Annotated in this window: 12 protein-coding genes and 1 pseudogene; 12 read left to right on the top strand and 1 reads right to left on the bottom strand. The window is 35.4% G+C overall.

What is annotated here, in order from left to right:
- Positions 1–333: 333 nt before the first annotated feature.
- The 9 genes from PY093_RS12465 (at position 334) to PY093_RS12425 (ending at position 11,400) form a co-directional block, all read left to right on the top strand.
- Entirely contained in the window at positions 334–1,047 is a 714-nt protein-coding gene (locus PY093_RS12465) for a response regulator transcription factor (RefSeq protein ID WP_275646199.1), read from the top strand.
- The gene (pnpS, locus tag PY093_RS12460; RefSeq protein ID WP_275646198.1) at positions 1,040–2,797 is read left to right on the top strand and encodes a two-component system histidine kinase PnpS; all 1,758 of its coding nucleotides are present in this window, start codon (positions 1,040–1,042) and stop codon (positions 2,795–2,797) included. Before PY093_RS12465 ends, pnpS begins: the two co-directional genes overlap by 8 nt.
- A 237-nt stretch (positions 2,798–3,034) precedes the next feature.
- Positions 3,035–3,997: an FtsH protease activity modulator HflK gene (hflK, locus tag PY093_RS12455; RefSeq protein WP_275646197.1), complete on the top strand. Its 963-nt coding sequence runs from the start codon at positions 3,035–3,037 to the stop codon at positions 3,995–3,997.
- The gene (gene hflC / locus PY093_RS12450; RefSeq protein WP_275646196.1) at positions 3,997–4,926 is read left to right on the top strand and encodes a protease modulator HflC; all 930 of its coding nucleotides are present in this window, start codon (positions 3,997–3,999) and stop codon (positions 4,924–4,926) included. Before hflK ends, hflC begins: the two co-directional genes overlap by 1 nt.
- A 124-nt stretch (positions 4,927–5,050) precedes the next feature.
- The gene (gene polA, locus PY093_RS12445; protein WP_275646195.1) at positions 5,051–7,681 is read left to right on the top strand and encodes a DNA polymerase I; all 2,631 of its coding nucleotides are present in this window, start codon (positions 5,051–5,053) and stop codon (positions 7,679–7,681) included.
- Positions 7,682–7,780: 99 nt separating this feature from the next.
- On the top strand, positions 7,781–8,611 hold the full coding sequence (gene mutM, locus PY093_RS12440; RefSeq protein WP_275646194.1) for a DNA-formamidopyrimidine glycosylase: 831 nt from the start codon (positions 7,781–7,783) through the stop codon (positions 8,609–8,611).
- A 174-nt stretch (positions 8,612–8,785) separates the two neighbouring features.
- A complete protein-coding gene (ytaF, locus tag PY093_RS12435) occupies positions 8,786–9,421 on the top strand; it encodes a sporulation membrane protein YtaF (protein ID WP_275646193.1) in 636 nt (211 codons plus the stop codon).
- 44 nt (positions 9,422–9,465) lie between these two features.
- The gene (coaE, locus tag PY093_RS12430; protein WP_275646192.1) at positions 9,466–10,074 is read left to right on the top strand and encodes a dephospho-CoA kinase; all 609 of its coding nucleotides are present in this window, start codon (positions 9,466–9,468) and stop codon (positions 10,072–10,074) included.
- A 294-nt stretch (positions 10,075–10,368) separates the two neighbouring features.
- Positions 10,369–11,400 (top strand): glyceraldehyde-3-phosphate dehydrogenase, encoded by a 1,032-nt coding sequence (locus tag PY093_RS12425; protein WP_275646191.1) that lies wholly within the window; start codon positions 10,369–10,371, stop codon positions 11,398–11,400.
- Between the two features lie 124 nt (positions 11,401–11,524).
- Here the strand turns inward: PY093_RS12425 and PY093_RS21430 are convergent.
- Positions 11,525–11,871: pseudogene (locus PY093_RS21430) on the bottom strand (IS4 family transposase); the annotation flags it as partial.
- A 728-nt stretch (positions 11,872–12,599) separates the two neighbouring features.
- On the opposite strand from PY093_RS21430, the gene speD reads away from it, so the two are divergent.
- From speD to nrdR, 3 genes are all read left to right on the top strand, one after another.
- The gene (gene speD, locus PY093_RS12420; protein ID WP_275646190.1) at positions 12,600–12,980 is read left to right on the top strand and encodes an adenosylmethionine decarboxylase; all 381 of its coding nucleotides are present in this window, start codon (positions 12,600–12,602) and stop codon (positions 12,978–12,980) included.
- Positions 12,981–13,079: 99 nt separating this feature from the next.
- Positions 13,080–13,469, top strand: coding sequence for a cytosolic protein (locus PY093_RS12415; RefSeq protein ID WP_275646189.1), 390 nt, complete (start codon positions 13,080–13,082; stop codon positions 13,467–13,469).
- Positions 13,470–13,744: 275 nt separating this feature from the next.
- Positions 13,745–14,203, top strand: coding sequence for a transcriptional regulator NrdR (gene nrdR / locus PY093_RS12410; protein ID WP_275646188.1), 459 nt, complete (start codon positions 13,745–13,747; stop codon positions 14,201–14,203).
- Positions 14,204–14,295: the final 92 nt, after the last annotated feature.

The raw sequence follows: 14,295 nt of genomic DNA, 5'->3' as shown, positions 1-14,295 counted from the left end.
AGCTAATTTAGAATTTATATCCATAAATTCTAAAACGCATAAGGGCAACTACGCCTCTGTCTTCGCCCTTCTTGCTCGCCACTCGGCGAGTTTTCTTTATTGTTAGGAATTTAGAGTATTTTAAAGTTGTCTATTAAATTTAGTCTATGTCCACTTCGTCTAGCTAAAGAGCCTTAGGTGTTAGTTGACTTCCCTCTCATGCTTACGACGAAGGGACAGGATGAGTAGGTTGAGAGAATAATGTGTTGGTATGATCCGACAATTATGTATATAATTAAAGTGAAATATAATAACTGGATGAAGGGGTTTTACTATATTTTGTTGGAGGAATTTATGAGTATAAAAGTGTTAGTAGTGGATGACGAACAATCAATTTTAACATTACTTCAGTACATTCTAGAGCAAGCAGGATTTGAGGTTATTACTGCTATGGATGGTGAAGCCGGGTTCAATGCCGCAATGAGTGAGCAGCCTGATATTATGGTTTTGGACTTAATGTTGCCAAAAATGGATGGAATTGAAGTATGTAAGAAGCTACGCCAACATAAAATTTCGACCCCAATTTTAATGTTAACAGCAAAAGATGATGAATTTGATAAAGTACTAGGATTAGAACTTGGTGCTGATGATTATATGACAAAGCCTTTTAGTCCCAGAGAGGTTGTGGCTAGAGTCAAAGCCATTTTACGTAGAACTAATTTACAAGTAGAAAAAGTGAGCGAGGATGATTCTGAACAAATTGTAATAGGGCATATAAAAATATTGCCTGATCGTTACGAAGCATATTCTAGTGATGAGAGATTGGAATTAACACCAAAAGAGTTTGAACTACTTCTTTATTTGGCTAGAAATAAAGGCAGAGTTTTAACAAGAGATCTGTTATTGAGTGCTGTGTGGAATTATGATTTTGCTGGGGATACAAGAATAGTTGATGTACATATTAGTCACCTGCGAGAGAAGATGGAGAATAATTCTAAGAAACCTGTGTATATCAAGACGATTAGAGGTTTGGGTTACAAATTAGAGGAGCGAAAAGTGAATGAATAGGTTTCGTTCACGCCTTCTTTTTGCACTTATTACATTAATAATAATCGTATTAGTAGGCTTAGGACTATTACTTGGTCAAATGTTTAAAAGCTTTTATTTAAATACTTTCAATCAGAGAATGGAGAAAGAAGCTAACTTAGTCGCAATTTATGTAACAGAAGGTGAACAATCAAGGATTTCTATTCCCGATAGGATGAAAAGAATAAAAGAGGCATTGCAATCTCGTATAACGATAATAGATCGTGAGGGAGCTATACTTTATGATACAGATGGAAGTAATAATGAAAGTGATGCTATTCATGAAATACAAATTAAAAACATTGTAAAAAACTATTTAAATGATGCAAAAGACTTTCATCTAATTGAAGCTGAATATGATATGTATTATTATGGAGTTCCACTCATAAAAGGCGAAACAATTGATGGCTATGTTGTATTAAGTTCCCCAGTTGATTCTTTAAGGAAGGTAAACGGACAAATTTGGGTATTGCTCATTAGTAGTCTAGGAGTTGCCTTTATTGTTATACTACTGCTTGGTATTAGAATCACTTCCCAGTATACAAAGCCAATTGAAGCTGCTACAAAAGTAGCAATTGAATTAGCGAAAGGGAATTATAAGGCGAGAACCTATGAAGCACATGCTGACGAAACGAGTGCACTCAGTCAATCAATTAACATTCTGGCAAGAAACCTCCAAGACATGACAAAGGCTCATGAAATGCAGCAGGACAGACTTCGCACGTTAATTGAAAATATGGGTAGTGGACTAATCCTAATTGATAGCAGAGGCTATATTAATCTCATAAATATTGCTTACAAGGAACTATTTGATATTGATCCAACTGATTATTTATATCGTATCTATTATGAGGCTATACCACACAAATCAATAAATTCGATAGTCGAAGAGGTATTCCTGACAGAGGAAAAAGTCCGAAGGCAATTGGTACTTTCGCTAAATATTGAACGACGCCATTTTGAGGTATATGGAGCGCCGATCATAGGGACGAATGATGAATGGAAAGGTGTTGTCCTTGTTTTTCATGATATTACTGAACTAAAAAGGCTGGAGCAAATGAGAAAAGACTTTGTAGCAAATGTATCCCATGAGCTTAAAACACCGATAACTTCAATTAAAGGTTTTTCAGAAACATTATTAGATGGGGCAATGAAAGATGAACAAACATTAGAAAATTTCCTTTCAATTATACTTAAGGAAAGTGATCGTTTACAGAGTCTCATTCAAGATTTATTAGATTTATCAAAAACGGAACAGCAAGGCTTTCAATTAAATATTCAAAAGGTAAATGTAATTGAAACAATACAAGAAGCAATTTTTATGCTTAAAGGTAAGGCAGATGATAAACAAATAACATTACGTTTTGATAGTCAAAATGAATCAGTGTCTATTCCTGGTGACTTATATCGAATAAAGCAGGTCTTTATCAACTTAATTAACAATGGGATTGCCTACACTCCCATTGAAGGTCAGGTGCTAATAGAAGTAATTGATCTGGAAAACTCTGTGGAAATTTCGGTATCAGACACTGGTATTGGAATAAGTGAGGACGAAATCACACGAATATTTGAGCGGTTTTATCGTATTGATAAAGCAAGGAGTAGAAATTCTGGTGGAACTGGGTTAGGTTTAGCGATTGTTAAACATTTAATAGAAGCACATCAGGGTACTATCACAGTTAAAAGTGAACTTGGTAAGGGGACAACATTTATCGTTAAGCTAAAAAAATAAATTGCTTAACTAAGGTGTTTACAATTTGTTTACAAAAGAGTTAATTTTCCTTAATAATCAAATTGTATAATAATAGATGAAGACCCCTTCATCCAAGGAACAATTTACTCATTAAAAATAACTCACAGTTTGTGGGTTGTTTTTAATGAGTAAATAATTTAAAGTTAAAGTTTTTGTAACTTTTCATGTTATCATTCGTATATAGATTTAGAGAATAATAAAGAGGGGGATAACAACATGATAAGCCTGAAACGCATATATTCAATAGCTGGATTATCAGTCGTAGTTTTACTACTAGGTGTTACTGCATTGACTTCTTGGTATACTGTTGACGAATCCGAGCAAGCGGTTATTTTAACATTTGGTAAAGTTAATGAGGGGATAAGTGAACCAGGACTACATTTTAAGATGCCTTGGCCTATTCAAGATGTTGAAAAGTTATCTAAAGAAACCTTTAGTTTACAGTTTGGATATGAACAAAAAGACGGTCAAGTAGTTGAGTTTCCAGATGAGACAAAAATGATCACTGGTGATGAGAATATCGTATTGGCAGACTTAGTAGTTCAATGGAAGATTACTGACCCAGGCAGTTTTTTATATAATTCAGAGGATCCAGAACTAATACTTTATAACGGAACATCTGCAGCACTAAGAAGTATTATTGGTAGTACAAAAATTGATGATGCATTAACCTCAGGAAAAGCACAGATTGAGGCTGAAGTACGAGATCTCTTAATCCAGTTAATAGATAGATATGATATTGGAATCTCAATTACTGCAGTAAAACTACAGGATGTTGAGCTTCCAAATGAAGATGTTAGAAAAGCATTCACAAATGTTACAGACGCACGTGAAACAATGAATACGAAAATTAATGAAGCGAATAAATATAGAAATAAACGAACGCAAGAAGCAGAAGGTGAAAAGGATGCACTTATTTCGAGGGCACAAGGTGATAAAGCAGCCCGAATCGAAATAGCACGTGGTGATGTTGCGAAATTTAACGCTTTATACCAAGAGTATAAAAATTCACCGGAAATTACAAGACAACGTTTGGTTTTAGAAACATTAGATCAAGTATTACCAGGAACTGAAATTTATATTATGAAAGATGAAGGTAATACAATGAAATATTTACCTCTTAGACCTCTTGATCAGAAACAAACACCTCCGGTTACGCAGGAAGGGAGTGGAAATTAATGACTGATGAAAATGTAATTGACATGAATGATAGAAAACAAAATGATTGGAAGAAATACACAAAGGGCGGTATATTTTTAGTTATCATTTTAGCGCTACTTGTTACTTTACTAATGAATTTATTTATTGTTAAAGAGGGCGAGTATAAAGTTGTTCGTCAATTTGGTGAAGTTGTTAGAATCGTTTCTGAACCGGGTCTTACTTATAAAATTCCATTTATTCAATCTGTAACAACATTGCCGAAATTTCAAATGGTATATGATGTAGAAGAAGCAGAAATAAACACGAAAGATAAGAAAAGAATAATAATTGACAATTATGCTGTTTGGCGTGTCGAGGATCCGAAAAAAATGATTGCCAATACCCGTACTGTTGAAAATGCTGAAGCAAAGCTAGAGGAATTCGTTTATTCAGCTCTTCGTGCAGAATTAGGTCAGTTGAACTATGATGAAATAATTAACGATGAAAAGTCTTCAAGGGGTAGTTTGAATGACCGTGTGACACAAAAGGTTAATGAGTTAATAAGTGCTGATAATTACGGAATATCTGTTACAGATATTCGTATGAAGCGAACGGATTTACCAGAAGAAAATGAGCAATCAGTGTTCACACGTATGATCTCTGAACGTGAATCAAAGGCTCAAGAGTATTTGTCAATGGGAGACGCTGAAAAAAATAGAATTATAGCAAACACAGACAGAGAAGTAAAAGAATTACTTGCTAAAGCCCAAGCGGATGCGGAAATTATTCGTGGTGAAGGTGAGGGAGAAGCTGCCAGGGTCTACAATAATACCTTTGCTCAAGATGGTGAATTTTATAGTTTATACCGTACCTTAGAATCTTACAAGCGTACGATTGATGGGGAAACTGTAATTATATTACCTGCTGATTCACCATATGCAAGAATGTTAATGGGCTATACTGAATAACAAATAAATAATCTAGTATCAGCCTAACTGCACTATTTTCCTTTCTGTTCTATCTCATGATAAAATAGAAAATAGGAAAATAGTGCTTTTACTTTTTGTAAATGCAGAAATGGGAGGGGTTTAGATGACTAAAAAGATAGTATTAATAGATGGAAATAGTATTGCTTACCGAGCGTTTTTTGCATTGCCTTTGTTAAGTAATGATAAAGGTGTACATACAAATGCAATTTACGGTTTTACGATGATGCTGATGAGGATTTTAGAGGATGAAAAGCCAACGCATATCCTTGTAGCATTTGACGCAGGGAAAACGACTTTTAGACATAAAACATTTAGCGAATATAAAGGTGGACGTCAGAAAACACCACCGGAGCTATCGGAACAATTTCCGTTTTTAAGAGAGTTATTAGATGCTTACAATATTCCAAGGTATGAGTTAGTGAATTATGAAGCTGATGATATTATTGGAACATTATCAACGCAAGCCGATAAAAAGGGTTATACAGTAAAGGTTATTTCTGGTGACAAAGATTTAACTCAATTAGCATCAGAAGCGGTAACAGTTGATATTACAAAAAAAGGTATTACAGAAGTTGATTCCTATACTCCAGATTTTATAATGGAGAAATACGGAATTAGTCCTGAACAAATTATTGATATGAAAGGGTTAATGGGGGACAACTCCGATAATATTCCAGGTGTACCAGGAGTTGGAGAGAAGACTGCTCTAAAACTACTTAAAGAGTTTAGGACATTAGAAAATTTATTTGAGTCTATCGACCAGGTTAGTGGAAATAAACTAAAAGAAAAGTTGGAGGAAAACAAAGAGCAAGCGATTATAAGTAAAGAATTGGCTACGATTTTCAGAGAAGCTCCAATTGAGATTACGTTAGAAAAAATGATATATGAGGGTTATGATGCAAAGAAACTAACGGGCATCTTTAAAGAACTAGGCTTTAATTCATTATTAGACAAGCTAGGGGAATCTGCCCAAGATGAAGAAATTCCTTTAGAGGATATTAGTTTTACTATTGTCTACGAGGTTACTGAGGAAATACTTGCTAAGGATTCAACATTAATTGTCGAAATGCTTGAAGATAATTATCACCAAGCAGATATTCTCGGTTTTGCGATCGTAAATGAGCAGGACAATTTCTTTATTCCAACAGACATTGCATTGCAATCTGATCTATTTAAAAAATGGGCTGAGGATGAAAATTATAAAAAGACTGTTTTTGATGCTAAGCGGGCGATCGTTGGATTAAGTTGGAAAGGGATACACTTAGTGGGAGTTGACTTTGACTGCTTGATTGCAGCTTATGTACTAGATCCATCTGACGGAACGGTTGATATTGCTTCAATTGCAAAGGCAAAGGGCTATACAAATATTCAACCAGATGAAGCAGTTTACGGAAAGGGTGCGAAACAATCTATACCGAGCCAAGAGATTTTGGCTGAACATCTCATAAGAGAAGCTGTCGCATTACATAATCTTAAAGAAGCTTTTGAAGTAGATTTAAAACAAAACGAACAATATGAGTTATTTACAGAGCTAGAGATGCCATTATCACTCATTCTCGCTGAAATGGAAGCCGTTGGGATAAAAGTTGATGTTAAACGTTTAAAAGCAATGGGCATTGAATTAAAAGAGAAACTAAACTCACTAGAACAAAAGATTCATGAAGGTGCTGGTGAAAAATTCAACATTAATTCGCCAAAACAACTTGGTGTAATACTATTTGAAAAATTAAACTTACCTCCTGTCAAAAAGACGAAAACAGGATATTCGACGTCTGCTGAGGTTTTAGAAAAACTAGCTGATAAGCATGAGATCATACAGCATATATTACATTATCGCCAACTTGGTAAGCTTCAATCTACCTATATAGAAGGCCTTTTAAAAGTCGTGCATGAAGATACGTGTAGAATACATACTCGTTTTAACCAAGCTTTAACTCAAACGGGGCGTTTGAGTTCAATAGATCCAAACCTACAAAATATTCCGATTCGACTTGATGAAGGAAGAAAGATAAGACAAACATTTATACCGACAGAGGATGATTGGGTTATTTTTGCAGCTGACTATTCACAAATTGAGCTTAGGGTACTTGCGCATATTGCCAATGATGAAAACTTGATTCATGCATTCAATAATGATTTAGATATACACACGAAAACAGCGATGGACGTTTTTCATGTTGCCGAAAACGAAGTAACCTCTAACATGAGACGCCAAGCAAAAGCTGTGAACTTCGGTATTGTTTATGGAATTAGTGACTACGGGTTATCGCAAAGTCTTGGGATTACGAGAAAGGAAGCAGGACAATTTATAGAGCGATATTTAGAGAGTTTCCCTGGTGTTAAGGAGTATATGGATGAAATTATTCAGGATGCCAAGCAAAAAGGATATGTATCAACATTGTTACAGCGTCGCAGGTATATTCCAGAGATAACAAGTCGTAACTTCAATATCCGTAGCTTTGCAGAAAGAACAGCAATGAATACACCAATCCAGGGAAGTGCTGCAGATATCATAAAAAAAGCAATGATTGATATGGCTACCAGATTGAAAAAGGAAAAACTCCAAACTAAACTTTTACTACAGGTACATGATGAACTGATATTTGAGGCGCCTAAAAATGAAATTGAAATTTTAGAAAAACTTGTTCCTGAGGTTATGGAACATGCGGTTACACTTAATGTGCCGTTAAAGGTTGATTACTCATTTGGAGCGACTTGGTATGATGCGAAATAATCTCCTAGAAAATGTTAGCTTATTTAACCTTTATGCTGACCCTCACTTTATGATACGTAAAAGTTAAGGTCTTATTAAAAGAAGGGGATGAAAAGCCAAATGCCAGAACTACCAGAGGTTGAAACAGTAAAACGCACCCTTGCACAATTAGTAATTGGTAAGACAATACGAGAAGTTACAGTTCTTTGGCCGAAAATCGTAAAAAAACCTGATAATGTAGAACAATTTATTGATGCACTAAAAGGGCAAAAAATAAACGGGATTGAAAGAAGAGGAAAATTTTTAAAACTAATGTTAGATGACTATGTCCTTGTTTCCCATTTAAGAATGGAAGGTAGGTACGGTTTGTATGAAGAATCCGAGCCATATGATAAACATACTCATGTGTTGTTTTCTTTTACTGATGGAACTGAACTTAGATATCGGGACGTAAGAAAGTTTGGAACAATGCACCTTTTTACAACTGGATTAGAAGAAAGTGAGTTACCACTTTCCCAACTTGGACCTGAACCGTTTTCAGATCACTTTACTGAGAAGACATTAAGGAACAACTTAATGAAAACAAATCGTAAAATAAAGGTTGCTTTACTGGATCAAAAAATTGTTGTGGGGCTCGGCAATATTTATGTAGACGAAGCTCTTTTTAGATCGGGAATTCATCCTGAAAGAGAAGCTAACACCTTAAAGCCAAAAGAAATAAAGAGGCTTTATGAGGAAATCGTTAATACATTACAGGAGGCTGTAAATAAAGGGGGTAGTACTATTAGATCGTATGTTAATACGCAGGGGGAAATGGGGATGTTCCAACTTGAATTGTTTGTTTATGGGAGGAAAGGTGAGCCTTGTAAGTCATGTGGAACAGCACTTGAAAAAATCGTGGTAGGTGGGAGAGGAACACACTTTTGTCCCCACTGTCAAAAAAAGAAGTAATTGTTAAGTCTGAACGAATGTTAAGAGGCTAGGCAGGCATCCTGCACATTTTTTAAATTTTTGTACCTAGTTTAGATGTCTAGCTCCGGGCGCGCCTTTCGCTTTTCTTGTTATCACACAGGATAGGCTTCTTCCATATACTATCGTAGCGATTGATAGGGAGGAGCTTCCTGAATGGTTCAATATTTGTCTTTAGTTCTTTTAGCATTTGCTGTTAGCTTGGATAGTTTTAGTGTGGGTTTCACATATGGACTGCGTAAAATGCAAATTCCGTTTAAATCAATTATAATTATTGCTAGTTGTTCGGCTCTTACATTACTACTGGCAATGGGGGTTGGTAACACAATTGCGACGGTTATATCACCAGATGCTGCGGATAAAATCGGTGGATTGGTTTTAGTGTTAATTGGTGCATGGGTTTTATTACAATTTTTTCGTCCATCAAAACAGTCATCAGAACAAAATGAAGAAAAGATCTTGATCAACTTTGAAATTAAATCTTTAGGTGTAGTAATCAATATTTTGCGCAAACCATTGGTAGCTGACTTTGATAAATCCGGGACAATTACAGGGATTGAGGCATTCATGTTAGGTCTAGCACTCTCCTTAGACGCATTTGGCGCAGGAGTCGGTGCGGCATTATTGGGTTATTCACCATGGTTAATGGCTCTTTTTGTAGCTTTAATGAGTTCACTATTTGTAACATTGGGAATTAAAAGTGGTCGTTTATTTTCCGAACTCAAATGGGTACAAAAGTTTTCATTTATCCCTGGTATCTTATTAATTGTAATTGGCGTTTGGAAATTTTAGTAAAAAAATTATACAAGATTCCCTAAAAAGGAGACGAATCATAAGTGGCATTAGTTATTGGACTAACGGGTGGTATTGCAAGTGGAAAAAGTACAGTTTCTAAGATGTTAATTGATTTTGGACTTGCTGTAATTGATGCTGATAAAATTGCCCACCAAGTAGTTGAAGTAGGGACACCAGCATATAAAGAAATCGTAAACGCTTTTGGGGAGGAAATAATTCTTACCGACCAGAAAATTAATCGCCCCATGCTAGGATCTATTATTTTTAATAACAAAGAAAAGCGCAATATTTTAAATAATATTGTACACCCTGCAGTTCGAAAGGAAATGCTTGATCAAATGGATCAACATGTTAAACATGGATCAAAAGCAGTTATCCTTGATATTCCTTTATTATTTGAAAGTCAGCTAACGTATATGGTTGAGAAAACAGTTTTGGTTTATGTGAATAAAGATATTCAACTTACAAGGCTCAAGGCTAGAAATGGGTTGACTGTAGAGGAGGCAGAGGCACGAATTGCATCGCAACTACCACTTGATCAAAAAATTGCTTTAGCCGATGCTATCATTGATAATAATGGTTCAATCCAAGAAACAAAGGAACAGCTTTTAGATCTATTACATGAATGGAAAGTCATCGATGTAATTTAACGAAATTCGAGTGATTGTAGGCGCAAATTAGCTTACTGTCTGCTCGGATTTTTTATTTTTAGAATTTATATGTGAAAGCATAAAATGCTAAGTTTTGGTGTCTAGCTCTCGGCGCTACCCGTCTCTAAGGTATAAGCAAGTTCCTTTAAGAAGAAACCATTAAAATAATATCGGAATTATTCAACATTAAGAAAATGTGCAATTTAACCATCACATTTTTGGCGAATTATGTTATACTAATTACACAAAGATCTTGTAAAGAGTATAACATATATCTTGGAAGGAGAAATTATTATGAACCCAAGAATCGCTATTAATGGATTTGGACGAATTGGTAGAATGGTATTTAGAAAAGCAATTTTAGAAAATGACTTAGATGTGGTAGCCATTAATGCAAGTTACCCTGCGGAAACGCTAGCGCATTTAATTAAATATGATACTAACCATGGAAAATTTGATGGCGATGTAATTGCGGAAGATGATGCTATTGTTGTTAATGGTAAGCGTATTCAACTTTTAAATTCTCGAGATCCCCTACAACTTCCTTGGAAAAAATTAAACATTGACATAGTGATAGAAGCTACTGGTAAGTTTAATTCAAAAGAAAAAGCGAGTTTGCACTTAGATTCAGGTGCAAGAAAAGTTATTTTAACAGCGCCTGGTAAAAGTGAAGATATAACAATCGTAATGGGTGTTAATGATCATGAGTTTAATGCTGACATTCATAATGTTATATCAAATGCCTCTTGTACGACTAATTGCCTGGCACCAGTCGCTAAGGTATTAGATGACCAATTTGGAATTGAAAATGGTCTTATGACAACAGTACACGCATATACAAATGATCAAAACAATATAGATAACCCTCATAAGGACCTAAGAAGAGCAAGGTCATGCGCACAGTCAATTATCCCAACATCCACTGGTGCAGCAAAAGCCTTGTCCTTGGTCTTACCGGGGTTAAAAGGGAAATTACATGGGATGGCTCTCCGTGTTCCAACACCAAATGTATCGTTAGTTGACTTAGTAGTCGATCTAAAATGTGATGTAACAATTGATGATATTAATGAGGCATTTGAAAATGCAGCAAATGGAACATTTAAAGGTATTATACAGTTTACAACTGAACCTTTAGTATCAATTGACTTTAATACAAATCCGCATTCATCAATTATTGATGGTTTATCTACAATGGTAATTGGCAATCGAAAGGTTAAAGTACTAGCTTGGTATGACAATGAATGGGGTTATTCATGTCGAGTGGTTGATTTAGCAAAGCGTGTGGGAGCGCATATGTTTCAAATGTCGGAAGTAAGAGTTGGATGAATTTTTGTTTAACTTAACTTGAGTTTCGCACCCTTAATAAACAGGGTTTTCTAACTCATAATCCTTCCTAAACCCTTGTTATATAAGGCTTGTCTATTATTCCATTTTAATTGCCTATGCAGCTTTATCCTCTTGAAATTTGAAATAATTGCTTACCTAAAAATGAGTCTTCAAATAGCTCCCTTTAGAAATTGATATTCTGGGGAGTTTTGGAACTCTTTGATGTCGACCGTTCCAGAGTCTGCTACCTGCCGTGATCACTACCTGCAGAAGCTCCTCGAACATACCCCATAACCTTTGGGCTAAATTTTTTTCAATCATCTCGTCTTTGTCATGTTCAAATAGGCCTCCAAGTGTCTCGTAATCATTGACCCTGCGAAAATAGGCAAGAAACACTTAGAGGATATAGGTGGTGGTCACATGGCTAATTTGGGCGTCAAAATCCTGGGAATGACACTTTCCAAACTTAAAATACTGTTTGACCTCAGAGCGAACCCTCAAGGACCAAGAGATGAGGGAATCAGCATGGTTTAATAAATAAGCGGAGAAATTTCTCTTAATTACGAAATAGCACTTAAAATAGCTTAAATAGACGGAAGGATTCCGACTATTTACACAAAAAACGTCAAAAAGGATCATTTTGCATTGCATAAGCGGAAAACCTCCGCTTATATACCCTGAACCAAGCATTATTACGCAGTTTAACCGGAAAATCTCCTCTTATTTTAACTATCACTGGGATTTGGTAAGGTACCTTTATCATACCAAAAACCTTGTGTTCTTGCGGACTTTCTTGTTTTTTGTTCCGATTAAAATATGGGATAAATCGCGTTGTTGCTAGGTGCGAAACTCAAGAACTTAAAAAAACATTAAGCGCTTATCTCGTGAGATAAGCGTTTTTAACGTGGAAATTTTTTCTCGTTTTAATTTTATTCAAAGAGGGTAAATAGTGTCTAACGGGGAAGAGTAGATACTGAAACACTGTGATAAACCCTTTAACTTAAAGAAAATATTTGAAAAGTGTGTTGCAAATACACTGTAAACAAAGTATACTATTTTTCGTGAACTTAAACGCTCGGTAATGTTCCTACTTAAAGGGTTAGGACCTCTCTGGACTAACTTTCCCCCGTGGTAGATTACACGACCATAATGCGTAAGATTCATGGAAGAAAGAAAAATTGTTAAAGGGGGAAATGAATATGGAAACAATGGGTCGTCATGTAATATCTGAATTATGGGGTTGTAATTTTGAAATATTAAACAATATGGAAGAAATCGAAAAAATCTTTGTAGATGCTGCATTAAAATCAGGTGCAGAAGTTCGCGAGGTAGCGTTTCATAAATTTGCACCACAAGGAGTAAGTGGTGTAGTTATTATCTCAGAATCTCACTTAACTATTCACAGCTTTCCTGAGCACGGCTATGCAAGTATTGATGTTTATACATGTGGTGATATGGATCCTAATATAGCTGCCGATCATATTGCTGAAGCATTAGGTGCACAAACACGTGAGAATATTGAATTACCACGTGGCATGGGTCCTGTACAAGTTAAGCAAGCACAAGCTAAAGCACTTTAAAAATAAATACTAATCGACTAAAATGGTAAGAGGTGTATACTACACCTCTTTTTATTATGGTTATAAAATGTTTGTTTTTTTTTAAAAGGAGTGAGGAATGTGGGGTTTAAGCAAAGTATGCAAACATACATATCAAACCATTCTGAAACAAGTGATAATCATCAAGATGAATTGTTACGAAGTCATTACTACAAAACAACTAGTAAAAAGGCGATGGAAGCTGTTAGAGGGTTAATTAACCAACTTGATGGATATTCATTGACTTCTTTTTCTGAAGAGCATGGCGAAATGAGTGTATCTGTTTCAAAAGGACGTAAAGCATTTATGGTAATAACAATCATATCCGTTCGACCATTTGAAACAGCAATAGATTTTTCAGTTACAACAGAAACTACATTACTTCCAATGGACTTTGGATATAGCAAGAAGTTGGCTTTGTTAATGTATGAAAAAGTGGATGCAGTTCTCCCTCTATTAAAACGAAATTAGTCATAAAGTAATACCTATTTCGTTTAAGTACTTGTAGTATGACAAGCTTTCTTATAAGATAAAAATAGTACAATGTATAATGATAATCTGGCGCCCTGCGCTTTTCTTTAAAAGATAAGAGAGTATAAAAACTTGAACCTAGTTTTAGTGTCTAGCTCCGGGCGCAATCGGCTCTATGGTATAAGCCAATAGGCGGGCGCCCTGCGCTTTTCTTTAGTTGGTAGTAAAGGCTCTTGCTTTCACCAACTCCTTTAGTATAGATTGGAGCTGATCCTATGAAATGCCCAACATGTCAACATAATGGAACAAGAGTACTTGATTCACGGCCAGTTGATGAAAGTCGATCAATTAGGCGCAGACGTGAATGCGAAGAGTGCCAATATCGTTTTACAACGTTTGAAAAAGTGGAGGAAATTCCTTTAATTGTCGTTAAAAAGGAAGGGATTCGCGAGGAATTTAGTCGTGATAAGGTGCTACGTGGACTTATTAAAGCTTGTGAAAAACGACCGGTCTCTTTAAAACAATTAGAAGACATTGCACATGAAGTCGAAAAGGAATTACGTAATCAAGGTAATTCAGAAATTATTAGTGGTAAAATTGGTGAAATGGTAATGGACCGTTTAGCTAAAGTTGACGAAGTTGCGTATGTTCGTTTCGCATCTGTCTACAGACAATTTAAAGATATTAACGTATTCATTGAAGAACTTAAAGAATTAATTAATAAAGAAAAATAAAGAAAAAATTCCACTTGGTTAGGATTGCTTTTTTTAATGGGGTGTCAGTTAAGTTTATTTTAGCATGTACATCCAGTTAATCATATAAACGT

This window comes from Cytobacillus sp. S13-E01 (assembly GCF_029193815.1).
Classification (GTDB): domain Bacteria; phylum Bacillota; class Bacilli; order Bacillales; family Bacillaceae_L; genus Bacillus_BV.
The sequence above is the reverse complement of the archived record's forward strand: the minus strand, read 5'-3'. Positions and strand labels throughout refer to the sequence as shown.

Coding starts and splice junctions, on each gene's coding strand:
- PY093_RS12465 (WP_275646199.1), top strand. CDS start 334: ATGAGTATAAAAGTGTTAGTAGTGGATGACGAACAATCAATTTTAACA.
- pnpS (WP_275646198.1), top strand. CDS start 1,040: ATGAATAGGTTTCGTTCACGCCTTCTTTTTGCACTTATTACATTAATA.
- hflK (WP_275646197.1), top strand. CDS start 3,035: ATGATAAGCCTGAAACGCATATATTCAATAGCTGGATTATCAGTCGTA.
- hflC (WP_275646196.1), top strand. CDS start 3,997: ATGACTGATGAAAATGTAATTGACATGAATGATAGAAAACAAAATGAT.
- polA (WP_275646195.1), top strand. CDS start 5,051: ATGACTAAAAAGATAGTATTAATAGATGGAAATAGTATTGCTTACCGA.
- mutM (WP_275646194.1), top strand. CDS start 7,781: ATGCCAGAACTACCAGAGGTTGAAACAGTAAAACGCACCCTTGCACAA.
- ytaF (WP_275646193.1), top strand. CDS start 8,786: ATGGTTCAATATTTGTCTTTAGTTCTTTTAGCATTTGCTGTTAGCTTG.
- PY093_RS12425 (WP_275646191.1), top strand. CDS start 10,369: ATGAACCCAAGAATCGCTATTAATGGATTTGGACGAATTGGTAGAATG.
- speD (WP_275646190.1), top strand. CDS start 12,600: ATGGAAACAATGGGTCGTCATGTAATATCTGAATTATGGGGTTGTAAT.
- nrdR (WP_275646188.1), top strand. CDS start 13,745: ATGAAATGCCCAACATGTCAACATAATGGAACAAGAGTACTTGATTCA.